Here is a 21,948-nt window from a genome sequence, read left to right as displayed (position 1 = left end):
GGTTGATTCCCATGAACTATTTCTCAGCAGAGCCTGTCTGCAATCTGCGGTCGCTGCGTTCTGTGTCCCTGAAAGTGCCCGACACCCGGCCGGCCAGGGATTTCTACCATGAAGTCTGGGGCCTTTCCACCGTGGAGGAGGACACTGACAAGTTCTGGCTCCGCGGAACCGGTTCCGAACACCACATCCTGAGGCTGGAAAGAGGCGAGCAGAATGCCTTGGGCGGGGTCTCTTTCGCCCTGGCCACGCCGCAGGACGTTGACCGTGCCGCCACCAAGCTCACCGCTTTGGGGATTCCGCTTTTCCGTGAGCCCGGACCTTTGGATGATGCTGCCGGCGGCTATGGTCTCCAGTTGGTAGACCCCGAAGGCAGGCTGGTGGAGCTCTCGGCCGACGTCCACGCGGTTGTCAGCCAGGAGCCCGCAGGTCGGCGGGCGCTTCCACGCAAGATCGCCCATGTGGTGCTCAATACCGTGGATATTGACCGCGCAACGGCCTTTTATACGCAGGTACTGGGGATGCGGATTTCAGATTGGTCCGAGCACCAGATGGCCTTCCTGCGGTGCAACAGCGAGCACCATGCCATCGCGTTCAACCAGGCTCCCTGGACCTCGGTCAATCATGTGGCTTACGAGATGCAGAGCATTGATCACTTCATGCGCGGCATCGGCAACCTGAAGCGGCACAACATCGCGCCCCAGTGGGGGCCGGGCCGGCACGGTCCGGGTGACAATACGTTTTCCTACTTCACAGACCCCGCGGGCCTGGTTTGCGAATATACCTCCGAAGTAGCCCAAGTGGACGAGGACAGTTGGTTGTGCCGCACTTGGGAGCGCACACCTGAACTGTCCGACCAGTGGGGAACTGCAGGTCCACCCACCACCGCGGTCCGAAGCGCCATGGCCGGCATTCCGGACAGCGGGTACAAGTCGCTGGTGGTCCCTGGACGTGAGGACTACTTCTCCATGCCGGAAACTCCTGCCGCAGAAAAAGCCCATGCGTAGCACCTCGCTGCCGCCAGCCACCGACACAGCGTCGACTGTTGCCGAACGCCGGAAAACTGTCCATGGGGTCTCCCTGGTTATTCGCGGGGAAGGCACTCCTGTCTTCCTCATGCACGGCATCGGAGGCGCCGCGTCATCCTGTGGTGCCCTGTCTCAGTTGCTGAGCGCACACGGATTCCAGACGTTTTGCTGGGATGCACCCGGTTACGGCGAATCATCAGCTCCACCGGAAGGCTTGGATCATCCTGCTTTGGTGTTGGACATCCTGGCCACCTTGAATGTTGGCCCTGCCCACCTGATCGGCACGTCCTGGGGAGGCGTGATCGCCACCCGGATAGCCGCTCAAGCACCTGAGGCAGTGCGTTCCATTGTGCTGGCGGACAGCACCCGTGGTTCGGGAATTACCCGGACCGCAGCGCAACGCATGCTGGCGCGCGTTCCGGAACTGGCCGCCGTCGGTCCCGAAATCCTTGCGGCCCGACGGGCAGCAAGACTGGTTTCCCCGTCAGCCCCGGCATGGGTGGCCGAAGCTGTACGCGCGGATATGGCTGCAGTCCGGCTGTCCGGATTTGCGTCAGCCGCCACCATGATGGCGCAGTGTGACACCACGGACCTGCTGCCTCGACTCCAAGTCCCGGCGCTGGTCTTAGTGGGCCAGGACGACGTGATCACGGGCGTGGCGGAATCCAGGGTCCTTGCAGAGAACATCCCCGGTGCCACGCTGCGCATCATTCCCGGTGCAGGGCACGCCGCAGTGCAGGAAAAGCCGATGGAGATGTCCGCTGCCATCCTTGCTTTCTGGGAGGACCTTCGGTGACGCGCCTCGTGGTAGTTACCGGATCCGGGCGGGGACTTGGCTTCGACATCGCCTACCGGCTGGCAAGTAGCGGAGACCGGATAGTCATTGCCGAGAAGAACCCGGACCTCGCCGGGCAAGCTGCCGCAACACTGTGCGGACAGGGCTTCGACGCCACGGCAATCGTTACCGACATCGCCGACAAAGCCTCGGTGGCGGACCTGGCCACCGCTGTCCAGCGGCTGGGCGGCGCCGATGCGCTGGTCAACAATGCGGCACTGGCCGACGGCGTCGGTGGTGACACTTTTTGGGAGCTGGACGAAGACTTCTTCCAGAGGGTGATGACCGTCAACGCCTACGGGACCTGGTTGGTCAGCAAACACCTTTACCCCCAGCTGGCACAAAGCCAGGCAGGGTCCATTGTCAACATCGCATCAGACGCAGCGCTTTACGGTTCTCCGCGGCTGGTCCACTATGTCGGATCAAAAGGTGCGGTCCTGGCGATGACCCGGACAATGGCCCGCGACGCGGGACCGGCCGGTGTCCGCGTCAATGCGGTTGCTCCGGGCCTGACCCGGGTGGAAGCCACCGAGTCAGTGCCGGCCTCCCGCTACCGCCTCTATGAAGAGAACCGCGTGCTGCCCAGGGATCAACAACCCAAGGACGTATCAGGCGCCGTCCAGTTCCTGTTGTCGGATGCTGCAAGCTTCATCACCGGCCAGACCATCGTGGTGGATGGCGGCTTCGTCATGAGCCACTGAAGCCGCTGAAGCCTCTGAACCGCCCTGCAGCGGAGAAAACACAAAATAAGGAGTCCCACACATGGACCTGCAATTGAAGGACCGCACGGTGGTTGTCACCGGGGCGAGTTCCGGCGTCGGCCTTGCCACTGCCCGATATTTGCTGAGCGAAGGTGCCCGGGTTGCTGCCTGTGCACGTGACGCCGGCCGCTTGGCCGCAGCGTTCGACGAATTCTCCTGGGCTGACAAGGACTCGATTTACCTTGCTTCGTGCGACGTCACGGATCAAGACGCCACCAACAGCTTCATCGCCGGCACCTTGAATCGGTTTGGCGCCGTTGATGGCCTGGTCTGCAACGCCGGCCGTTCCTTGATGGCTACACTCCAGGACACCACGGACCAGCAGTTGCGTGATGAGTTCAGCCTGAAGATCTTCGGGGTTTTGAACATGGTACGTTCCGCCAGGTCTGCCCTGAATGCCTCACCACACGGCTCGGTGGTCAACGTCAACGCGATCCTCTCCCGGCAGCCGGAGTTGCGCCTGGCTGCCACCTCAGCTGCCCGCGCCGCGCTGTTGAACCTCACCCATTCCCTTGCCGAAGACCTGGCAACAGAGGGAACCCGGGTGAATTCGGTCTTGCTCGGACTGGTGGATACCGGCCAGTGGCGGCGACGCTTCGAGGAAGCCGGTTCGGAACTCGACTACGAGGCCTGGAGCGCGGAAATCGCCGCCAACCGCGGCATCAAGCTGGGCCGTTTCGGCACGGCTGAGGAGGTGGCCTTCCATATTGTCTCGCTGCTCTCGCCCCTCAGCGGATACACCACAGGAGCAACCATCGACGTCGGCGGTGGCGTGGGGCGCTATGTCTAGCCAGCGGAACTTCATCATGAAAGAGATCCAGATATGTCAGTGACACAAGCAGCAACGGTCCCGAGGGGGCCAACAGGCGGTGACGTCCTGGTCCGCGTCATGCGTCGGCACGGCATCGATACGGCCTTCGGGGTGATCAGCATCCACAATCTTCCCCTCGTCGAGGCAGTGGACAGGGAGCTGAACTTTGTGGCCGTCCGCCACGAGGCAGCCGCAGTCAACGCGGCTGACGCCTATGCCCGGGCCTCCGGCAAAATCGGGATTGCCCTGACCAGCACCGGTACAGGAGCCGGCAACGCCGCTGGTTCCATGGTGGAAGCGCTCACTGCGGGAAGCCGCGTGCTGCACATTACCGGCCAGATCGACAGCGAATTCATGGGCAGCAACCGTGGAGTGATCCATGAGGTTCCACGCCAATTGCAGATGCTCCATGCGGTCTCCGGCTATGCACGCACCATTTTTAATGGCAAGGACTCTGAAGCGGATCTGGAGGAGGCAATCGCGCACCTGCTCTCCTCGCCTCACACACCGGCCAGCATCGAATGGCCTACAGATTTGCAGTACCTGGCCCACCCGGATGATCAGCGCCCGATCGACGCCCAGGTGAAGCCTTTACCGGATTACGACGCCGATTCCGTCGCCGAAGCGGTTCGGCTGCTGGCAGGTGCCAAGCGCCCGCTCATCTGGGCTGGCGGAGGAGCGGCCGGCGCGGGTAAGGAACTTGCCGCTCTGCTCCACCACCTCGGCGCAGGACTTCTGACCAGCAACTCGGGACGGGGCGTGGTTCCGGAAGATGACCATCTTGTCATCGGGAACTTTGCTACCACTCCCGCCGCTGTCCGGCTGATCGAAGAGTCTGATGTGTTGCTAAGTGTTGGTACGCACTTCCGTTCCAACGAGACGCAGCACTATTCGCTCAAATTGCCTGCCACTCACATTCAGCTGGATCTAAATCCTGAGGCCGTGGGCAGGGTCTATCCGGCCACTGTGGGTTTGGTGGGCGACTCCCGGGAAATTCTGGAGGCGATCGTTAGCCAGTTGGGTAGCCATTCTGTGGACGCAGCGTGGGCGCAGCGGGTGCACGATGTACGCCTTGAGGTACGGGCCACCTTGACTGAGTACATCGGTGGCTATGCGGAAATCTGCCACAGCCTCAGGGAGCGCCTTGACCGGGAATCCGTGGTTGCACGTGATGTGACCATCCCCTCCAGCCAGTGGGGCAACCGCCTGCTGGAGATGTATTCCCGCGAAACAAACATCTTTCCGCTGGGAGGCGGCATCGGCCAGGGTCTGGCCATGGGTATTGGGGCAGCCTGCGCCCGCCCGGACGTTCCCACGGTAGTTATTGCCGGCGACGGCGGCCTGGCCGTTCATCTTGGTGAACTCGCCTCCCTTGCAGGCTCAGGGGTCTGGTGCGTGGTGCTCGTGTTCAATGACGGCGGCTATGGAGTTCTGCGCAACATGCAGAAGGCCAACGGTTTTGCGGAGGCGGGAGTCAACCTGCACACACCGGACTTTGCTTTGCTCGCCCAGTCACTGAACTTGCCGTTCTGGCGGGTGGGCGGCCCCGGCTCGTTTGATGGGGCGTTGGTGGAAGCACTCGCGGTGCGGGGGCCCGCGGTGATCGAGATCGACGTCACTGCTTTGGATCCCGTGCCGGGTGCGTTTGTTCCGCCGGTGCATATTCCAACCCCACATCAGTAGAGGAGCAGGAGAGCACATGAAATCAAGTACGGAAGTAGATCTGCACCTTGGCTATGAGCCAGACGAGGTGGTGCCACAGCACGACGTCGTGTGCTTGCACGGCGGCGAGGAAGCAGCCGAATGGTTCACCCAACAGCTTGACGCTTTGGGGGCCCGTGCCTGGGAACCTCGAATCGGCATCACGTTTGACGTCACCGGACCGCCCGGCCAAATGGATGAGTGGGTAGAAGCGGCGTCGGCAGCCCTCTACGAGTCAACAGCCGGTCCAGCTCATATCCTTGCCAGCGGAACAGCTGCGTACGGGGCCATCATGCTCGCGGCACTGCACCCGGAGCAGGTCAAGAGTGTCATCCTGGGCGACCCACTGGTGGACACGTCGGTTGAGGGGTTCGTGGCCACGCTCCGGCGGGTGCGTGCGCCGTCGTTGGTCATTGCCGCCGCCCCTGACCTGGCCGCCGATATCTCCATACCGCAAAGCATCGCCGGGGGAATCAGGAACGGGGTCTTTGTCATCATCGACAACACTGCCGTTCCAGCACACCAGAGCCGATCCCACTCATTCAACGAGTGGAGCAGGTCATTCATGAACATCGCTGAAGGTCTGCACACCGTCACCGAAACACAGGAGGAACACAGTGCCTGAGCAATATCTTGATGCCAACCAGTCCCGGGTGGGTCCTGCCAATCCTTATGAGCTGAAGCTCGCCGGAGCCCTGTCCGAGATTTTCGCCAGTGGTAGCCACGAGCTGCCGGCCATCATCTCGGGATTGAACAATCTGGGCCTGAACGCCCCGGACGGTGAACCGTGGGATGAAACGCGATTCCGTTCCGAAATGCGACGACTGGGAGAGTAGGACATGACAACTGCAACTGCAACGGCAAGCGCCGCCGGAGCCAGGGCCGGCAGGGCCAAGATCAAAACTGTCGTCGGCACCCGGCGCCAACTCGATGCCGCAGAACTGGCCGCGACGGGACTGAGGGATCGCTGGTACCCCATCTACCCGTCCCGGTTCGTAGGCCCCGGCGACATGGTCAAAGTGCGACGGCTGGGAGTGGATTGGCTCCTGTTCCGCGATGCCAGGGGGCAAATCCGAATGTTGGAGGATCGCTGTCCCCACCGCAGCGCCCCGTTATCCGTGGGCCAACACCTGGGGGACCGGGTGGCATGCAAGTACCACGGCGTTCAGGTGGACGGCCGCGGTACCGTGGTTTCGGTTCCGGGGATGCCCGGCTGCGCGCTTGAGGGTAAGACAGTCACAGCATCGCTGGCAGTGGAGGAAGGCGCTGACATGATCTTTGCCTTTATGCCATTGACCGAGGACTCCGTGGTGACGGCGTTCAAGCTGCCCGATCGCCTGGACAACCCCGAGGTTTCCTGGTTCTCAAACTACGCTGAATGGAAGAGTCCGTGGCGTTTCTATATGGACAACGTCCTGGACCCGATGCACGGCGCGTTCCTCCACCGTGACTCGCATTCCATGTTTGGCGGTGATACCAGTGCCCGCTTCCGTATCCGCGAGACCGATCGTGGATTCTTCTTCGAGAAAACGGACCAGCGTGGCAAGAATTTTGACTGGGTGGAGTACTGCCGTGAAGCCATGGACTACGTGGACCTGGAGATCCCGTATGCCGATTCGGCTGGTCCCGGGGGTTCGTTCGGCATCGTAGGAATGTCCACTCCTATTGATGCCCATACCTCCGCCGTTTTCCACTGGCGTACCCGGACCGTTTCAGACTGGGAACGGGACGTTTGGCGATTCATGTACAAGACAACCCTTGAAGAAAAGCACTGGGTGGTCTTGGAACAGGACCGGGAATTGTTGGAGGCGCTGGCTGCAGATGCGGACAGGGATGAGCACCTGTATCAGCATGATCTTGGAGTAGCCAGGATCCGCAGGGTCCATGATGCCGATGCCCAGAAACAGGCCGCGATTCTCTCAGAGGGAGTCGTTTAGCCCAAAGAGCCTGCAGCTCGAAACTCTTCGAGCTGCAGGCTCTTTCTTGTCGTGTCCCAACCAATTCAGCACAACAAAACCCGGGTACTGGCCACATCGGCCGGTACCCGGGTTCTTGGAGATTTAGCGGGTCACGCCATACATCTCCGAGGTGGGCGGATAGAACGGGATCTCCGGCTTCTTGGCGCCGATAATCACGCAGATGATTGCGTCAACGTCGCTGACGGTGCGCAAACTCCGGGGAACGCCTGCCGGGACGCGGATCAGGTCGCGGTAGCCGAGCACGCGGCTTGCTTTCTTGTTGCCGTCCTCCACGTCGTGCACGCTGAACTCCACCTCTCCTTCGAGGACAAAGAACACCTCTTCGACGTCCGGGTGCGTGTGCTCAGGACCTACGCATCCGGCGGGCAGCACCATGTTGGAAAAGGTGAAGTGCTCCGCCTGGAGGATGTTGTTGTCGTCCGAATGGTCTCCGGTAGCTCCGGAACCGATGTAGCGGACCTGTCCGCGTCGGAACTTTTCACCCATTTTGGTCTGGAATTTCAGGGTATTGAAGTCAACAACCCGGCTCTCACGGGAGGCGATGGCCGAATCAATCAGCTCCTCAAGTTCCGGTAACTTGCTTTCGATAACGTCGCTCATGATGGACCTCTCTCGGATTGGTAATTGCCTGAGTTCGCAAAAGCCGGGATGGTTTCAATCTCCCTCGACTCTAACTATCTCAAGACTAAGATATAGTAGGACGCGCTGCAAGACCCCGGTGGAAAGTGCTCATAATTACTGCCTTCGTTGGGAAGCTCAGTGTTAAGATGCTTAGACCAAATGAAGGAGAGAGTGCGCATGACCACCGAATCGCGGAACACTGACACGGACGCCGTGGACGCCATCATTGAGGACTGGCACCGCGAACGCCCGGACCTTGATCCCAGGACCATCGGCGTCTTTGGCCGCTTGCAGAGCCTGGTGGCACGGCAGCGAGCTGTGCAGGATGTGAACTATGAGGAGTACGGGCTCACGTTGGCATCCTTTGATGTTCTGGCGAACTTGCGTCGATCCGGCCCTCCGCACCGGAAGACTGCTGGTGAACTGGCCAGCTCGTCCATGCTGACCACGGGCGGCATCACCTTCCGGCTGGACCGTATGGAGGAACAAAACCTCATTGAGCGGGTTCGGTCCAAGGAGGATCGTCGGGTGGTCTACGCCCAGATGACGGACCATGGCAAAGAGCTCATTGACGAGGTCATTTCAAAGCATCTGGAAACGCAGCGCAACATGCTCGCCGGCCTGACCTCCAAGGAGATCGAACAACTGGCGTTGCTACTGAAAAAAACTGAAGCCTCCATCGTCGCCTACGACCCGAAGGCTTCCTCCGCGGACGAACTTACGCTGAACGTCTAGATCACGGCGCGGGTTCGTCCATCCACTCCATCAAGCAAGGAATCGAATGAAGCCAGGAGCCCGCAGGATCGGAATCATCGGACATGGAGCCATTGGGGCTCGTGTTGCTGCTGACATTGCAGCTGGAAAAGTCAAGGGGGCCACCCTTGAGGGGGTCATTTGCCGCAGCGCCATAGACAACGCGCCGGCACCGCAGCTTGAGATGGAACAAGCGCTGGAGCGCTGTGACCTCCTGGTTGAATGTGCTGGGCAGGAGGTCTTGGTTGAGCATGGCGAGGCTGTGCTTTCAGCGGGCGTAGACCTGCTCGCTACATCACTCGGGGCGCTTGCGGACCCACACCTCTCACAGCGGTTGTCGGCCGCAGGCCCTGGCAGGCTCTTCTTGACCCCGGGCTCCATTGGTGGCCTGGATCTGTTGGCGTCGGGCGCCCGCGCAACGGGGTACGACGCCGTCAGGATAACCACAACCAAGCTGCCGGGTTCCCTGATTCAGCCGTGGATGGACGAGGTTGAGGCTGATCGCATTCGGAATACTGCCGGCCCCATTGAGATCTTTGCCGGGTCTGCCGCCCGAGCCACTCAATTGTTCCCCAAGTCGCTCAACGTGGCTGCCGCCGTCGCCCTCGCGGTAGACGACTGGGACGCTGTGGCGGTCTCTGTGAGAGCCGACCCGGCGGCTGAGCTGACGACGCACTTGATCGAGGCTTCCGGAAACAGCGGGAATTACCGCTTTGAAATCTGCAATAAAGTATCGCCACAAAACCCGCGCACCAGCGGCGTTGTACCGTTCGCTGTGCTCCGGTCCTTGGAACTGATCATCGGCGCGCGCGGCGGGATGATCTAAGCACGCCTCACGCCGATCACTTCTCCGAAGACCTCGTCGGGGTCGAGGCGCCGGAGTTCTTCTGCGAGGCAGTCTTTGAGGCTTCTGCGGGGGAGCGTGATGCGTTGTGCGGGCTGTCCCGGCTGGGTCAGAATCACCCCTGATTGACCCGGCCGGGACAGTTGGACATCCCCGTTATCGCGGCGGAGCCTGATGCTGCGGATGCCCATCCCTGTCTCTCCTTCCACAACGGTGGTGGGAGCGTTCAGGGAGTGCTGTAGCCATGCTGCCAGCAGGTGGGTGCTGGCGGAATCGTAGGCGCCTTGAACCTCGACGGCGGTCACGGACTGGGCGTCGACGTGGTCGAAGACTGCGGCGAGTTGCATGCGCCAGTTGGTCAGGCGGGTCCAGGCGAGGTCGGTGTCGCCGGCTTTGTAGGTGGCCCGGATGTTCTCCAGCGCCCGGCGGGGGTCGGGTTCGTTGGCTGAGTCGGTGATGCGGCGGTGGGCGATCCGGCCGATGGATGTCTCGCAGGCGCTTTCCGGGGCGCCGTGCGGCCACCAGGCCACGATCGGTGCGTCCGGGAGGAGCAGGGCCGCGACGAGGGATTCGCTTTCGTGGGCCATGTGCCCGTGTCCGCGCAGGACGATGACTTCAGAAGCGCCGGCGTCGCCACCGACACGGATTTGCGCGTCGAGCCGGTCCGGGCCTTCCACGCCTGCGTCGGCCAGCACGATGATCCGGCAGGGGTGTTCCCGGCTGGCTTCGTTGGCTGCCTCGATGGCGTCTTCTTCCTGCCCGGACTTGGTCACCACCACCAGGGTCAGCACACGCCCCAGAGCGATCACGCCGCCTTGTTCGCGCAGCGACATGATCTTCTTGGAGATCTTGGAGGTGGTGGTATCGGGAAGATCTACGATCATGGCCTTCTCCAGGTTCGTCCGTCACGGGCCAGCAGGGCATCGGCCGAGGCCGGCCCCCAACTGCCCGGTGCGTAGGGTTGCGGTTGTTCATCGAGCCCGGCCCAGTATTCCTCGAACGGGTCCAGGATCTTCCAGGACAGTTCCACTTCCTGGTGCCGCGGGAACAAAGGGGGTTCGCCCAGGAGCACGTCCAGGATGAGCCGTTCGTAGGCTTCGGGGCTGGACTCGGTAAAGGAGTGCCCGTAGCCGAAGTCCATGGTCACATCACGGACTTCCATCTGCGTGCCCGGGACCTTGGAACCGAACCGGATCGTGGCGCCCTCGTCGGGCTGGACACGGATCACCACGGCGTTCTGACCGAAGTCATCATCGTTGTGGTCACGGAAGAGCAGGTTCGGTGCCCGCTTGAACACCACCGCGATCTCGGTCACCCGCCGGCCCAGGCGCTTACCGGCCCGCAGGTAGAACGGCACACCATTCCAACGGCGGGTATTGATATCCACCCGGATCGCAGCATAAGTTTCGGTCTTCGAATCGGCCGGGATCCCGTCCTCATCCAAATACCCGAGGACTTCCTCCCCGCCCTGCCACCCGCCGGTGAACTGACCCCGGGCCGAATGGGTGGAGAGGTCCTCGGGCAGTTTGACCGCCGCGAGGACCTTTTCCTTCTCCGCCCGCAAATCATCGGCATTAAACGAGATCGGCTCTTCCATCGCCGTCAACGCCAGCAACTGCAGCAAGTGGTTCTGGATCACGTCACGGGCAGCACCCACACCGTCGTAATAGCCTGCACGTCCGCCCGTGCCGATGTCCTCTGCCATGGTGATCTGGACATGATCCACGTAGTTGGCGTTCCAGAGCGGTTCGAACAACTGGTTCGCGAAACGCAACGCCAGAATGTTCTGCACCGTCTCCTTCCCCAAATAATGGTCAATCCGGAACACCGCATCAGCCGGGAACACCGACTCGACAATGTCGTTCAGCTGCCGGGCCGACTCGAGGTCATGCCCGAACGGCTTCTCGATCACCACACGACGCCACTGACCCGGGTTGGCCTGCGCCAGACCGTGCTTGGACAACTGCCGGCAGACCTGCTCGAACGCCTTGGGCGGGATCGACAAATAGAAACCATGGTTCCCCCGGGTGCCACGGGTCTCATCCAGCTCATCAAGAACATCACCGAGACGCTCGAAAGCGTCGTCGTCGTCGTCGAACTCGCCCTGAACAAAACGGATACCCGAAGCGAGCTGTTCCCATACTGCTTCATCGAACTTCGTCCGGGCGTGGGCCTTGACGTTTTCCTTGACCTCGGCCGCGAAATCCGCGTTATCCCACTCGCGACGGCCGAAACCCACCAAAGCAAAGCTGGGAGGCAACAGGCCACGATTAGCAAGGTCATAGACCGCTGGCATCAGCTTCTTACGGGCAAGATCACCAGTGACTCCGAAGAACACCAACGACGACGGCCCGGCAATACGATTCAGGCGCCGATCCCGCGGATCCCGCAAAGGATTCCGCCGGGAGTCTGATCCAAGCTCAAGAGGGGGCATGCATCTAGCATGGCGCCCTGAACGGACAGCTGGAACGCCATAAATGGATGGGAAATACTGCCCGTTTGTGTAGTGCACGGCGGGTCCTGGCATCAAGAGCCGGGACCCGCCGTCGTCATTCTGTTACGGGTGGCCGGGCAGGGACTCGCAGGCGATGCGGTCGCCGTCGGAGTCCAGCCGCGCGACGTCGCCGTACCACGGGTAGTAGGTGTCGAACCAGGCTTGGGCGGCCTGCCAAGTACTGAAACTCGTGCAGTTCTTGGTGTCACCCGGGTTGGCCGGAGGCTGCGGCGTAACCGGCGGCGGCGGAGGGGAACAGTTGTTCCCCGTGATTCCGCCGGTGCCACCATTGACGAAGCGGTACATGAACGCGGCCATGGCGTCACGGGCCACGGGCTGAACCGGGTTGTAAGCGCGGCAGCCGTAGCCAATGTCCCAACCTGTGGAGATGCCCTGCGATGCCAGCCAGGTGATCTGTTGGTAGAACTGGCTGCCGACTTGAACGTCCACGAACGGTGAGGTGCTCGGTGCCGAGAACGCGGGATTGCCCCCGAACCGGTAGAGGAAGGCAGCCATGGCGTCGCGGTTGACCGGGCTAAGTGGACGGTAGGTCTTGGAACCGTCCTGCTCCGTCCATCCTGTGGAGATGCCGCTTGCCGCGAGCCACGTTATTTCCTTGTAGAACTGGCTCGACGGCGTGATGTCGGTGAAAGGCGACGTCGCCGGGGGAGTGAAGGCAGGTTTGCCGGCCAGGCGATACAGGAAGGCCGCCATGGCGTCACGGTTTACGGCATTCAGCGGCCGATAGGTCCGGCTACCGTCGGCTTCCACCCAACCGGTGGAAATGCCTTGGGAAGCGAGCCACGAAATTTCCACGTTGAATTGAGTGGATCCGTTGACGTCACTGAAAGTGATGGGGCCCGGATCAACAGGTGTGGATTCAACAGCGATGGTTGGCACAGGGACCAGGCTGGTTCCGCAGCCACCTTGCAAGGTGGACGAAATTGCTGCGGATTCGGCTGCATCAACGGTCAACTGCCAGCGGTATTTCACCAGCACCCAGTCCGTGACGTATTCGCAGGCGGTTCCGGCCAGCGGTGGCATCCATTCTGCTGGATCGCGGTCGCTCTTGGACTGGTTCACGTTGTCTGTCACGGCTTCTAGGGCCACGTCCAAGGTGAGGTCGTTGGCGTAGTCGCGCCGCTGCTCGGCCGTCCAGGCGCTCGCGCCGGAACCCCAGGCTTCCGCCAGGGGAACCATGTGGTCGATGTCGACGTCGGACGCAACAGTCCAGGTGCCGCCGTCGTACCAGGAGGTCCACTGCCCTGTGGCTACGGTGCAGCCCGAGCCGAACGTCACCGGCGACAATGACTCCAGTTGGAGCACCTCGGAGCGTGTGTCGCAGCCGTCGCCGTCGGCATCTATCCAATGCTGAAAGAGATCGCGGTCGTAGCCGGTATTAGTTTCAGTGGTGACAGACAAGGACGAGAAAAGTGTTGAAACGCTGGCCGTTTCTGCGGCCATAGCGGTTTGCGGCATAAAGACAGCCGCCGACGCGGTCAGCGAAAGTGCCGCCAACCACGAAAGTGCCTTGGGCATCTGGGTTCCCCATATTCGATTGTGTGCGCTCTGAGCAGCGCATTCTCTCGGATGCTACCCGCGGGGACCGACAGTTAAAGAACATGGTTTAGTTGTGGCGTGGCGGGGCTACGTCCGTCAGACTGATGGTCGGCACATGGATGTTGGGGATCTTGTTGAAGACTGTGGATGCCCTCCACCTTGGGCTGGATCAACATTCTCCGAAAGGCATCCCCATGACACAGCCGCACCCCGACAACAATCCTGATACCCCGGAGGGCAACCAGCCTCCGGCGCCGCAGCAGCCGGATTATTCCGCTCAGCCGCCGCAGTACGCGCAACCGCAGGTGCCCCAGCAACCGCAGCCTCAGTACGGCGCCCAGCCGCCTCAGCCTCAGTACTACGCCCAACCGCAGGTGCCCCAGCAACCGCAGTACGGGGCGCAGCCGCCTCAGCCCAACATGGCCTACGGTTACCCGCAGCCGAAGTCGAAGATCGCCGCCGGCCTTTTGGGAATCTTCCTGGGCGGCCTCGGCATCCACCGCTTCTACCTGGGCTACACCACTATTGGTGTCATCCAACTGGTTCTCACGGTAGTGCTGGGCATCTTCACGTTCGGATTGGTGGGTCTTTGGGGCCTCGTGGAGGGCATTATGATCCTTGCCGGTGCTGAGTACTTCAGGAGGGACGCCAAGGGCGTTCCCCTTCGCGACTGACGCGGGAAGGCAAAACTTTGAGCAACGTCATTCACGACAAGCCCGAGCAACTCGAGCAAATCAGGGCAGGTCTCCTGCAGGGCGAAATAGTCTATGCGGTCTACGACTGCAATCCCGGAACGAGCGAGGGGAGGTAGATGGCTCCGCAGATAGATAGAAACCGAGCACGCAAAGAACAGGTGTTCAAGAAGTTGCGCCGCGAGATTCTCGCGGCACGTCTCAAGGTCACACTCGACCAGCAACTGAACCGGGAGACCTCACCTACCGTGAAGCGCCTTTCTGAAATGAAGCTGCCCCCGGTTGCGAAGCCGGTCTCTGCCCCAGCCAGGAACAGTTCCAAGGTGGACATGGCTCGATCGGGCGGAAGAGTTCAGTATTCCAACACCATGCCGCAGTCGCAGCAAGGACGTCGTGTAGCCAGCTGAGGCTGGCACAAGAGAAGCCCCAGCCGGATGAACCGGGTGGGGCTTCTTGGTGGATGAATCGTCTGAGGTCGGCGATCTCATTTCACCGTTATTGAAGACAGAAACGCCGCATGGCACAGTGAGCGGCATGACTCGAATCCTGATGATCGGTATCCGTGCAAGCGCCCTCGACTACAGCAAGCTCCCTCCCGGACTCGATGAAGCCATCATGACCGAGCGGATCGAGGCCGGCTTCGGGGCGACCATCGCCGCCGGCTTTGATGCCGTGTCCTGCCTCATTGGAACTTCACCGGACGAGGCCGAATCGGAGATCCGTGCAGCGTTCTCGCGTGATCGTTTTGGTCTGGTGATGGTCGGCGGTGGCATCAGGATGGTCCCGGATTACACGGAACTCTTCGAGCGGGTGATCAACACTTGTAGCGCAGAGTCGCCCGGCATCCCGTTCTGCTTCAACACCTCGCCGGAGACCACCCTGGAGGCTTTGCGGCGCCACATCCACCCTTGAGTCGCCGTGGTGTAGGTTTGTGGCGCGTGCGTGTTAAATGCGCGGCAGTGTGGAGTATGGGCGACTCGGAAGTGTTCCTGCAACCCATGGCCGGACGGGTGGCTCCAACGGAATTTCCCCGCGGCCGTCGCGGATTACCAAGACCACTGCGCCTATCGCAGCGGCCAGGCAGATCATGCCCATCAGGACCAGGGCAATTACCAAAGCCAGAGACATCGCCATACCCTCTGGCTTCAATTTTAGTGCTGTTCCTTCGTGAGGACGCAGCCATTTTCCGCTTATCGGTGGCGCGTCCGTTGAGAAGCGAATCCCGCTGTGCCTATTCTGAGAATGAGTCAGGTCCAGCAAGCGGCCTGGAGTTATCGGCGGGATTCGCATCCCGCGGAAGGTCATTTTTTTCATCATGTCCCAGCAACTTCCCCTCGACGAACTGACCCTTACTCTGGCCCGGATCAAGGGCTTACTCCTGACAGAGGAAAAGGTAGATCGGGCCGTGCAGCTGCTTGCCGAAGGGGTCCGCGATGCCTTTCCGGGCAGTGCCGGAGCCGGAGTATCCCTCATTGATGAGCAGGGCAACCGAACCAGTGCGGGGGCAACGGATCCCCTGGTTATCCAGGGTGACCAGTCGCAGTACCGCCTAGGGGAGGGGCCGTGCCTGACCGCGTGGGCAACCGAGCGCACTGTCATCGTTGGCAACGCAGAGGCAGATGATCGTTGGCCTTTGTGGACCGAGTCCGCGCGGGAACTCCAGATTGCCTCAGTCATCAGCGTCCCCTTAATACGCGGAACCAAATGTCTTGGAGCCATGAAGCTCTATGCGGCCGCCCCTGACGCCTACAACCTGACGACAGCGCGTCCCTTGGAGAAGCTTGCGGCCTCTGCCGCCATCCTCTTGGACAACATTCAGAGCTCTGACACACCGAAGCGCTTCAGTGAAGGTCTGGTCGAGGCGCTGATCAGTCGGGACGCTATCAGCCGTGCACAGGGGTACCTCATGGGCCAACGGGGAATGACCGAGGAGGATGCGGTCCGGGAACTGCTGAACATGTCCCAAGCGTCGAAGCAGTCCCTGGCTTCCGTCAGCGCCGAGATCCTCAGCGGCGGGAGGAATGAGGACTCTTATGACGCGACCTGAGCGGAAACGTTGCGAGGGATTACCTCTTCAAGAACAACTCCAGCTCAAGGGTCTACGCAAAGCCTTGGCGAGCGCCGGTATCCCCGAGGAGGATCTGTGGCTGCGCTACTTTTCCATTGGCGGGATGGTTGGCGAATACGAGGTGGATGCCTACCTTCAGTCGCTCCACTCCCTGCCTGCCCTGCAGAGGGATCTGCTGGCGCACGCGGCAAATGAACTCATCGACGAACTGCCTGCCCTGCCCCGCGCGCCCTACGACGAACAAGTGTCTCTGAGCCGGCCACCGCTACCGGACAAAGGGAGGGAGCAGAGGCCCTAGGTTTGCGCCTGAACGTGAACGCCCATGAGCGAGTGCGTCCTTGAGCGCGGTTGACGCTAGGGTCGAGGGCTGCCGGTGGTCACGGTTGATTATCGTCTTGCTCCGGTTCCGGGCTCTCTTGGATCCGCAGAGGAGACGTGCTGCCCCGGGGACGGTTTCCCCTCCCGTGGAAGACCTTCTGACAGGGTTTCGAAGTGTCAGCAGCCAGTCTGCAGGACGGGTAATTCTCGGTGGTGCCAGCGCAGGGGCGTGCCTTGCAGCCGCAGCAGCACTCCAAGCTCTCGACATCGGCTCAGCAGCTAAGGGTGTAATCCTTGCCTACGGCTTCTCTCACTCCTCGCACGCTGTGTCCCGCGAGATCCAACGACGGGTTCGTGATCACCGCCGACTGACACACTCTCGGTTGGTCCTGAACGCTGTGAACCGCAACTACGCGGGCACACGGTCGGCGCTGAATGACCGTTATGCGTTCCCGGGAGGCCACGAGCTGGACGGCTTCCCTCCGACGCTGATGATCAATGCAGATCGCGACGCCATGCGTGCATCGGGTGACCGATTCGCTGCCGAACTGCTAAGTGCGGGAGCCGACGTCGAGCAGCACACGCTACCAGGTACCCGACACGCCTTCCTGAACCGACCACGCTTGGACGCCTTCACCAGGGCTGTTGACCTCATGGCCGAGTGGTCTCTGTCTGGTTAGCGGAGGCGACGCCGGAACCCGGCGCCGCCTCCTTCCCGGCTCACGGGATCGGAAGGCCCCATCCCGTGAGGTCTTAGTGCGTCAGGCGCAGGGGTTTCCTTGGCTGACGATGCCGTCTTTCACCTGCTGGTAGCCAGGAACAGCGGTGTAGTTGTTTGTTCCGTTGTTGTCCCATGTCCCGGCCCCATTGTTGAAGGCTGCGGTAAGTCCGGAAGCTCCATTGAGGGGGACGGAGGTGGTTACCCAACCAGGGCATGAGGCAGCCATGGCTACGCCGGGCGCAGTGGTCCACGCTCCGGTGCCCACCCGATAGTGGGCGTTATAGGCGGACCAGTTCTTGTTGGTCGAGTAGAACAGCACTGCGGTGTCTGTCGGCTCAGGGGTAGATGCACCGCTGCATGGATCGGCATGACTAACCACGCTGCCATTCACCGCTGCGATCCCACCGTTCAATGCATAGTTGTTGGTGTTGTTGTTGTCCCAAACGCCGCTTCCGTTGTTGAACGCGGCCGTTGCCCCGGTTGAGCCGGAGGGGATGGTGTAGGCGACCCAGCCAGTGCAGGCGGCGGTCATGGTTACGCCCGGTGCAGTTGTCCATGAGCCTGTGCCTACCCGGTAGTGCATCTTGTAGTCACTCCAGCCCTTGGCCGTGGAGTAATACACCTTGAGGTTGCTGGCCCCCGGTTCTGTTTGTCCGCCTGCTTTCGCGTTGATGTGCAGCGCGAGGGCGGCGTTTTGGCCGACGGTGGCCTGGAAAGTCCCGGATGCGTCCACGGTTACCACGTCACCCGCCGAGCAGCCGGTGGCGGTGGGCAGTCCCACAATCACGTTGCAGTAGCGGCCAGCGGGAAGGGAGCTCTGGAAGCTCCTGGTGATGGCATTGCCACGGTTGATCGCCACGTAACCTTTGTCGCCACGACCAAAGGCGAGGGCATTCGAGCCGTTATCCCACTTGTTGACGATCGGCGCACCATAGCTTGTATTTCGAAAGCCCACCATGTTTTCGATGTTGGTCTGCGCATGCTTGCACGTCCAGCCATTCTGGCCGCACACGGGATCCATGACTTCCCCGTTGGAGGCAACCGCCGGTCCTGTCTCATTGTTGGAGAAGGAATAACCTGAATGGATCGACGGGGACCCGTAGTTCCAAGCCAGTGTGAAGATCTGGGCAAGATCGTAGTTTGCCCCGTCCTTATAAGTGAGCGTTTCACCATTTCGCTCAGTGTCATGGTTGTCGACGAAGACCGCGGCGTTCTGTTGAGGAAGGAAACCGGCCCAGCTGGAGCCAATGCCACTACCTGTGATCAGCCAGTTGATGTTCCCGCCGTTGAAGGCCTCTTTAAGTTTGCGGGCGAAAGCAAACTCGTGGATATCACCGTTGCTGGTGTATTCCTCCGGCTGGATCGGTTCGTTAGCCCGGATAACTTCCTGGACTATGTAGAGCCGGGCACGGTCATTGACCCTGGAGAGAATTCCTTGCATGTCGTTGGCCGCAATATGTTTGACGGCGTCAATCCGGAACCCGTCAACTCCCAAGGCCACCAGGTCGTTGAGGTATCCGGCAATTCTTCCCTGAACGTAGGGGGAGGACGTGTTGAGGTCTGAGAGGTTGACCAGATTGCACTCCTGAACTTCCCATCGGTTTTGGTAGTTGGCGATGTCCCTTCGGCACGAGTGAAAGTCCTGCCCTTGGTAGTTTCCGGGATAGTCGTAGTGCTGGAATGAGGTTCCTGCCCAACCCGTTCCCCCGGCGCTCTTCCCGGACATGTGGTTGATCACGGCATCCGCAATCACTTTCACACCCGCGGTGTGGCAGGTGTCCACCATCTGCTTGAACTCGGCCCGTGTGCCCAGCCGTGACTCAACCTTGTAGCTGACCGGCTGGTAATGGGTCCACCATTCCGGGCCTTGAACGTGTTCTTGCGGGGGAGATGTCTGTACGTATCCGTATCCGGCTGGCCCGAGGTTCTCTGTGCATTCGCGAGCGATTGCATTCCACGTCCAGGAGAACATCACCGCTGTGGCGTCTTTGGGCCCGGGAGCTGCGGCGAGGGCCGATGGAGCAGAAGCTGTGGAGGAAAAGAGGGTGCCGAAGAAGGCCATGAGGACCAAAGCGGCCAATAACTGAAAGCGTTTCCCATTGCTGGAAAACCGGACTGCGACGTCCTCGTCGTGTGCTGGCATAGAGGTGAGTCTCCTCAATGAGGTGGCCGCTGCAGGCCGGGAGTCCTGGCAGCGGTTGACGCCGCCCATGTGGAACGGGCGGCCGCGTCACGATGACGGCTCCCATCAAGGTAGGCGGAGTTTGGCCAATAAACAAGAGCAACTTAGTAAAAATTGGAAGCGCTTGCAGGTCGGAGAAAGCACGTCTTTGGCACGAAAAAACTCGCGTGCGGAAGGACTGGTTTTGACAGGTCAAAACGTGGGGACGAGGACGAGGGGCCGAGCTAGAGCTGTACTGTCGGCTCTGATGATGAGGGGGCTGCGGAAGGAGGGGCCGGCGTCGGATGTTCGACGACGGGCTGGTACCGGCGAGCGGCGGGCTCCCATAGTGTGTGCCAGCGGTCCAAGCCTGATTCGCTGGAGGTGGGGCTTCCTGAATGGTCCGGGGCTGCATTCATTGTGTCTCCGAAGTTAATTTGGACTCAAAATTTAGTGCCTGAAGTATTATGTGACCTGAGCTACAGAGAGGTCAAGACCCAATGAGCGCCCCTTCCTCCTCGCCCACGCCGCAGATGCTGAGGCGGGCAAGCCTCAGATCGGTCTTGGACTTCATGAGGGCCTCTACCATCGTGACAATCTCGGATGTCATGGAGGGGACGGGGCTAGCGCGGGCAACTGCCATCTCTGTATGTGAAGAGATCGTGGACCGGGGCTGGATCACGGAGCTTGAAAACCAACGCGAGTTTGGTGAGTACCTCAAAGGACGTCCCGCCCGACGGTTCGTTCTGAATGAGGACGCAGGGTACGTTGTTGGCCTGGATGTGGGAGTCTCGAAGGTCACGGCGGTGGTGTCCAACCTTCGTGGGGAAATGGTGGGCAGGGCGAGCCAGCAGTTCCGTGGAGTTCAGATCACGGCTGATGACAGCATTCCGGGCTCCGATATCAGTCCCCGGGAGCGTGTATCGGCCATTGACAGTACGGCATGTGATGCCCTTCGCAAGGCCGGCGTCACCCCCGATGCGGTTCTCGCAGTCAGTGCCGGAATTGCGGCACCGGTGGGCCGTAACGGCGATGTATTGGTGACTCAACCCTTCTGGGCACTTCTGGACGTTGGCTTGAAATCGGCGCTGAAGGAGCTTCACGGGTGGACGGTGTTGCTCGCTAATGACGGAAACCTGGCGGCCCTGGGCGAGCGTTGGCGCGGTTCAGCAGTGGGGGTGGACGACGTCGTGGTTATCCTCGCCAGCGAGCGCTTTGGTTCCGGAGTGATCGACGACGGCCGGCTTCTGCATGGTTGCGGCGGAGGCGCCGGCGAGCTGGCGTTCCTCAAGCAGGTTGAGGGGGTGGGGGACACCTTTGGGATCGCTCTCATGGCACGCACCTGGGCTGCCGAGGCCCTCACTGGGAATGACGAAACGCTACTCCGTGAATATCCTCCAGAGGCCATCGAAGCTGAACACGTCTTCGCTGCCGCTCGCCAAGGTGACGCGGTGGCACGGCGGATTCTGGATCGACTTGCCGATCGTATGGCACGGGTCATCGGGGCCGTCGCTACCATCCACAACCCGGAGCTTGTGGTGATAGGTGGTGCAGTTGCCAAGTCTGCAGGCGCGCTGCTGGACCCAATCGCTGAGCAACTACCCCACTTCACCGCTACACCTCCGCGGCTGGCTGTTTCACCCCTGGGTGATTCCGTGGTGACCATGGGCGCGGTTAGAAGTGCCCTGGACTTCGTCGAGAAGGAAACCCTGGATATCGAGCTGCACCACAGCTAGATCAGCAGCTCCGAAAGTTTCGGGTGCAGATGGTCACTTTCAACCGCCGTGCGGGCCTGAGCCGCGCCTGCCGTCAGGGCACCGTCAATGGTGGCACCGCGGAGTGTCGCGGCGAGGAAGCCGGTCATGAAGGCATCACCGGCACCATTGGTATCAACAACATCGGCGGGAAGAGCGCTGACCTCGTGCCGTGCCCCGGAAGCCTCCAGCGCAATGGCACCCTCTGCTCCGCGGGTGCAAACGGCCAAGCGGGGGCCGCGTTCCAAGCAGGAGCGCATGAGGTCCCACGGGTCTTCTGCACTGTCGGCACTCATGAACACGGTTGTGGCAGCGCGAAGGAACGGTTCATGGAATTCTGACGATCCGTCGTAGTCGTGAAGGTCCGCCCAAATGGGAGTCTCCTGAGCGTCCAAGCGCTGCAACAGGAGCGCACCAAGTTCGCTGAGGTCAACGACGGCGACGTCGGCGGCAGCCACCGCCTCAGCCGCGATGCTGAGTTCGTGCTCGGTGGGCGTCGACGGAACCGCAAGGTACAGCGAGACCCGCTTGCCGTCGTCGGACATTAAGTTGAGGTGGCGTTCGGTCTGCTCGGACGCCAGGGGCTCGACGTCGATCCCGGCTGCCGTAAGGGCGCTGCGGATCCGCTGGCCCTCGGCATCAGTTCCAAGCGGCGAACACAACCGCACATTCACGCCGAGGCCGGCCAGATGTAGTGCCTTGCCAGCGGAGGTCCCACCGATGGTGTGCCACGAGCGGCGGGCAAACTGCATGTGGGGGACAGGCTCCGGAAGGTGGTCGAGGAGGATGAGCTGATTCCACGACGCGGGGCCGCAGACAGCTACAGAGGGAGGAGCAGACATGGCCATAT

Annotated in this window: 24 protein-coding genes and 1 pseudogene; 17 read left to right on the top strand and 8 right to left on the bottom strand. The window is 61.2% G+C overall.

Annotated elements, in window-relative coordinates; translation table 11 throughout:
- Positions 1-11: 11 nt before the first annotated feature.
- From ACNAOT_RS18055 to ACNAOT_RS18020, 8 genes are all read left to right on the top strand, one after another.
- Complete coding sequence (locus ACNAOT_RS18055) at positions 12-1,004, top strand: VOC family protein (protein ID WP_420178844.1); 993 nt, start codon at positions 12-14, stop codon at positions 1,002-1,004.
- On the top strand, positions 997-1,821 hold the full coding sequence (locus tag ACNAOT_RS18050) for an alpha/beta fold hydrolase (RefSeq protein WP_420178843.1): 825 nt from the start codon (positions 997-999) through the stop codon (positions 1,819-1,821). The genes ACNAOT_RS18055 and ACNAOT_RS18050 overlap by 8 nt, the downstream gene beginning before the upstream one ends.
- The gene (locus ACNAOT_RS18045; RefSeq protein WP_420178842.1) at positions 1,818-2,561 is read left to right on the top strand and encodes a 3-oxoacyl-ACP reductase family protein; all 744 of its coding nucleotides are present in this window, start codon (positions 1,818-1,820) and stop codon (positions 2,559-2,561) included. The genes ACNAOT_RS18050 and ACNAOT_RS18045 overlap by 4 nt, the downstream gene beginning before the upstream one ends.
- Before the next feature lie 61 nt (positions 2,562-2,622).
- A complete protein-coding gene (locus ACNAOT_RS18040) occupies positions 2,623-3,411 on the top strand; it encodes an SDR family oxidoreductase (protein WP_420178841.1) in 789 nt (262 codons plus the stop codon).
- Between the two features lie 33 nt (positions 3,412-3,444).
- A complete protein-coding gene (locus ACNAOT_RS18035) occupies positions 3,445-5,115 on the top strand; it encodes a thiamine pyrophosphate-binding protein (RefSeq protein ID WP_420178840.1) in 1,671 nt (556 codons plus the stop codon).
- A 16-nt stretch (positions 5,116-5,131) separates the two neighbouring features.
- Positions 5,132-5,758, top strand: a complete 627-nt coding sequence (locus tag ACNAOT_RS18030) for an alpha/beta fold hydrolase (RefSeq protein ID WP_420178839.1) — start codon at positions 5,132-5,134, stop codon at positions 5,756-5,758.
- Entirely contained in the window at positions 5,751-5,969 is a 219-nt protein-coding gene (locus ACNAOT_RS18025) for a recombinase-like helix-turn-helix domain-containing protein (RefSeq protein WP_091470632.1), read from the top strand. Before ACNAOT_RS18030 ends, ACNAOT_RS18025 begins: the two co-directional genes overlap by 8 nt.
- 3 nt (positions 5,970-5,972) lie before the next feature.
- On the top strand, positions 5,973-7,070 hold the full coding sequence (locus ACNAOT_RS18020) for a Rieske 2Fe-2S domain-containing protein (protein WP_420178838.1): 1,098 nt from the start codon (positions 5,973-5,975) through the stop codon (positions 7,068-7,070).
- A 123-nt stretch (positions 7,071-7,193) separates the two neighbouring features.
- On the opposite strand, the gene ACNAOT_RS18015 is transcribed toward ACNAOT_RS18020, so the two are convergent.
- On the bottom strand, positions 7,194-7,712 hold the full coding sequence (locus ACNAOT_RS18015) for a cupin domain-containing protein (RefSeq protein WP_011774625.1): 519 nt from the start codon (positions 7,710-7,712) through the stop codon (positions 7,194-7,196).
- A 198-nt stretch (positions 7,713-7,910) separates the two neighbouring features.
- Between ACNAOT_RS18015 and ACNAOT_RS18010 the strand changes: the two genes are divergently transcribed.
- Together ACNAOT_RS18010 and ACNAOT_RS18005 are read left to right on the top strand one after the other, a co-directional pair.
- A complete protein-coding gene (locus tag ACNAOT_RS18010; RefSeq protein ID WP_402934848.1) occupies positions 7,911-8,468 on the top strand; it encodes a MarR family winged helix-turn-helix transcriptional regulator in 558 nt (185 codons plus the stop codon).
- A gap of 46 nt (positions 8,469-8,514) precedes the next feature.
- Entirely contained in the window at positions 8,515-9,312 is a 798-nt protein-coding gene (locus ACNAOT_RS18005) for an aspartate dehydrogenase domain-containing protein (RefSeq protein ID WP_420178837.1), read from the top strand.
- On the opposite strand, the gene ACNAOT_RS18000 is transcribed toward ACNAOT_RS18005, so the two are convergent.
- From ACNAOT_RS18000 to ACNAOT_RS17985, 4 genes and pseudogenes are all read right to left on the bottom strand, one after another.
- Positions 9,309-10,214 (bottom strand): glucose-6-phosphate dehydrogenase assembly protein OpcA, encoded by a 906-nt coding sequence (locus ACNAOT_RS18000; protein ID WP_420178836.1) that lies wholly within the window; start codon positions 10,212-10,214, stop codon positions 9,309-9,311. The two genes, ACNAOT_RS18005 and ACNAOT_RS18000, sit on opposite strands and share 4 nt — an antisense overlap.
- Entirely contained in the window at positions 10,211-11,764 is a 1,554-nt protein-coding gene (zwf, locus tag ACNAOT_RS17995) for a glucose-6-phosphate dehydrogenase (RefSeq protein WP_420178835.1), read from the bottom strand. Before zwf ends, ACNAOT_RS18000 begins: the two co-directional genes overlap by 4 nt.
- Positions 11,765-11,887: 123 nt before the next feature.
- Positions 11,888-12,538, bottom strand: a complete 651-nt coding sequence (locus ACNAOT_RS17990; protein ID WP_420181190.1) for an S-layer homology domain-containing protein — start codon at positions 12,536-12,538, stop codon at positions 11,888-11,890.
- Positions 12,539-12,826: 288 nt separating this feature from the next.
- Positions 12,827-13,024 (bottom strand): annotated as a pseudogene (locus ACNAOT_RS17985) (S-layer protein); the annotation flags it as partial.
- A gap of 554 nt (positions 13,025-13,578) precedes the next feature.
- On the opposite strand from ACNAOT_RS17985, the gene ACNAOT_RS17980 reads away from it, so the two are divergent.
- The 3 genes from ACNAOT_RS17980 to ACNAOT_RS17970 all read left to right on the top strand — a co-directional run bounded on the left by ACNAOT_RS17980 (position 13,579) and on the right by ACNAOT_RS17970 (position 14,988).
- The gene (locus tag ACNAOT_RS17980; RefSeq protein ID WP_420178834.1) at positions 13,579-14,058 is read left to right on the top strand and encodes a TM2 domain-containing protein; all 480 of its coding nucleotides are present in this window, start codon (positions 13,579-13,581) and stop codon (positions 14,056-14,058) included.
- Between the two features lie 137 nt (positions 14,059-14,195).
- On the top strand, positions 14,196-14,483 hold the full coding sequence (locus ACNAOT_RS17975; protein ID WP_420178833.1) for a hypothetical protein: 288 nt from the start codon (positions 14,196-14,198) through the stop codon (positions 14,481-14,483).
- Positions 14,484-14,610: 127 nt separating this feature from the next.
- Complete coding sequence (locus tag ACNAOT_RS17970) at positions 14,611-14,988, top strand: hypothetical protein (RefSeq protein WP_420178832.1); 378 nt, start codon at positions 14,611-14,613, stop codon at positions 14,986-14,988.
- Positions 14,989-15,021: 33 nt separating this feature from the next.
- Here ACNAOT_RS17970 and ACNAOT_RS17965 read toward each other — a convergent pair whose 3' ends face one another.
- Complete coding sequence (locus ACNAOT_RS17965) at positions 15,022-15,210, bottom strand: hypothetical protein (protein ID WP_420178831.1); 189 nt, start codon at positions 15,208-15,210, stop codon at positions 15,022-15,024.
- Positions 15,211-15,391: 181 nt separating this feature from the next.
- Here ACNAOT_RS17965 and ACNAOT_RS17960 point away from each other — a divergent pair, with 181 nt between their 5' ends.
- The 3 genes from ACNAOT_RS17960 (at position 15,392) to ACNAOT_RS17950 (ending at position 17,142) form a co-directional block, all read left to right on the top strand.
- The gene (locus ACNAOT_RS17960) at positions 15,392-16,123 is read left to right on the top strand and encodes a GAF and ANTAR domain-containing protein (RefSeq protein ID WP_420178830.1); all 732 of its coding nucleotides are present in this window, start codon (positions 15,392-15,394) and stop codon (positions 16,121-16,123) included.
- Positions 16,110-16,442: a hypothetical protein gene (locus ACNAOT_RS17955; protein ID WP_420178829.1), complete on the top strand. Its 333-nt coding sequence runs from the start codon at positions 16,110-16,112 to the stop codon at positions 16,440-16,442. The genes ACNAOT_RS17960 and ACNAOT_RS17955 overlap by 14 nt, the downstream gene beginning before the upstream one ends.
- A gap of 166 nt (positions 16,443-16,608) precedes the next feature.
- Complete coding sequence (locus tag ACNAOT_RS17950) at positions 16,609-17,142, top strand: alpha/beta hydrolase (RefSeq protein WP_420178828.1); 534 nt, start codon at positions 16,609-16,611, stop codon at positions 17,140-17,142.
- A gap of 81 nt (positions 17,143-17,223) precedes the next feature.
- Here the strand turns inward: ACNAOT_RS17950 and ACNAOT_RS17945 are convergent, their stop codons facing one another.
- Positions 17,224-19,326 carry a carbohydrate binding domain-containing protein gene (locus ACNAOT_RS17945; RefSeq protein ID WP_420178827.1) on the bottom strand — a complete coding sequence of 701 codons (2,103 nt, stop codon included), beginning with the start codon at positions 19,324-19,326 and terminating at the stop codon, positions 17,224-17,226.
- A 518-nt stretch (positions 19,327-19,844) separates the two neighbouring features.
- Here ACNAOT_RS17945 and ACNAOT_RS17940 point away from each other — a divergent pair.
- Positions 19,845-21,080 (top strand): ROK family protein, encoded by a 1,236-nt coding sequence (locus tag ACNAOT_RS17940; protein ID WP_420178826.1) that lies wholly within the window; start codon positions 19,845-19,847, stop codon positions 21,078-21,080.
- Here the strand turns inward: ACNAOT_RS17940 and ACNAOT_RS17935 are convergent.
- Positions 21,077-21,940, bottom strand: coding sequence for a carbohydrate kinase family protein (locus tag ACNAOT_RS17935; RefSeq protein WP_420178825.1), 864 nt, complete (start codon positions 21,938-21,940; stop codon positions 21,077-21,079). The genes ACNAOT_RS17940 and ACNAOT_RS17935 overlap by 4 nt on opposite strands.
- Positions 21,941-21,948: the final 8 nt, after the last annotated feature.

Origin of the sequence: Paenarthrobacter sp. TA1.8, assembly GCF_048595705.1 — a bacterium.
GTDB classification, from domain to species: domain Bacteria; phylum Actinomycetota; class Actinomycetes; order Actinomycetales; family Micrococcaceae; genus Arthrobacter; species Arthrobacter nitroguajacolicus.
The sequence above is the reverse complement of the archived record's forward strand: the minus strand, read 5'-3'. Positions and strand labels throughout refer to the sequence as shown.

Bases quoted from the DNA above. Each gene is read 5' to 3' on its own strand.
- ACNAOT_RS18055 (WP_420178844.1), top strand. From the start codon at position 12: ATGAACTATTTCTCAGCAGAGCCTGTCTGCAATCTGCGGTCGCTGCGT.
- ACNAOT_RS18050 (WP_420178843.1), top strand. From the start codon at position 997: ATGCGTAGCACCTCGCTGCCGCCAGCCACCGACACAGCGTCGACTGTT.
- ACNAOT_RS18040 (WP_420178841.1), top strand. From the start codon at position 2,623: ATGGACCTGCAATTGAAGGACCGCACGGTGGTTGTCACCGGGGCGAGT.
- ACNAOT_RS18035 (WP_420178840.1), top strand. From the start codon at position 3,445: ATGTCAGTGACACAAGCAGCAACGGTCCCGAGGGGGCCAACAGGCGGT.
- ACNAOT_RS18030 (WP_420178839.1), top strand. From the start codon at position 5,132: ATGAAATCAAGTACGGAAGTAGATCTGCACCTTGGCTATGAGCCAGAC.
- ACNAOT_RS18020 (WP_420178838.1), top strand. From the start codon at position 5,973: ATGACAACTGCAACTGCAACGGCAAGCGCCGCCGGAGCCAGGGCCGGC.
- ACNAOT_RS18015 (WP_011774625.1), bottom strand. From the start codon at position 7,712: ATGAGCGACGTTATCGAAAGCAAGTTACCGGAACTTGAGGAGCTGATT.
- ACNAOT_RS18010 (WP_402934848.1), top strand. From the start codon at position 7,911: ATGACCACCGAATCGCGGAACACTGACACGGACGCCGTGGACGCCATC.
- ACNAOT_RS18005 (WP_420178837.1), top strand. From the start codon at position 8,515: ATGAAGCCAGGAGCCCGCAGGATCGGAATCATCGGACATGGAGCCATT.
- ACNAOT_RS18000 (WP_420178836.1), bottom strand. From the start codon at position 10,214: ATGATCGTAGATCTTCCCGATACCACCACCTCCAAGATCTCCAAGAAG.
- zwf (WP_420178835.1), bottom strand. From the start codon at position 11,764: ATGCCCCCTCTTGAGCTTGGATCAGACTCCCGGCGGAATCCTTTGCGG.
- ACNAOT_RS17990 (WP_420181190.1), bottom strand. From the start codon at position 12,538: ATGGCGGCCTTCCTGTATCGCCTGGCCGGCAAACCTGCCTTCACTCCC.
- ACNAOT_RS17980 (WP_420178834.1), top strand. From the start codon at position 13,579: ATGACACAGCCGCACCCCGACAACAATCCTGATACCCCGGAGGGCAAC.
- ACNAOT_RS17975 (WP_420178833.1), top strand. From the start codon at position 14,196: ATGGCTCCGCAGATAGATAGAAACCGAGCACGCAAAGAACAGGTGTTC.
- ACNAOT_RS17970 (WP_420178832.1), top strand. From the start codon at position 14,611: ATGACTCGAATCCTGATGATCGGTATCCGTGCAAGCGCCCTCGACTAC.
- ACNAOT_RS17965 (WP_420178831.1), bottom strand. From the start codon at position 15,210: ATGGCGATGTCTCTGGCTTTGGTAATTGCCCTGGTCCTGATGGGCATG.
- ACNAOT_RS17960 (WP_420178830.1), top strand. From the start codon at position 15,392: ATGTCCCAGCAACTTCCCCTCGACGAACTGACCCTTACTCTGGCCCGG.
- ACNAOT_RS17955 (WP_420178829.1), top strand. From the start codon at position 16,110: ATGACGCGACCTGAGCGGAAACGTTGCGAGGGATTACCTCTTCAAGAA.
- ACNAOT_RS17945 (WP_420178827.1), bottom strand. From the start codon at position 19,326: ATGCCAGCACACGACGAGGACGTCGCAGTCCGGTTTTCCAGCAATGGG.
- ACNAOT_RS17940 (WP_420178826.1), top strand. From the start codon at position 19,845: ATGAGCGCCCCTTCCTCCTCGCCCACGCCGCAGATGCTGAGGCGGGCA.
- ACNAOT_RS17935 (WP_420178825.1), bottom strand. From the start codon at position 21,940: ATGTCTGCTCCTCCCTCTGTAGCTGTCTGCGGCCCCGCGTCGTGGAAT.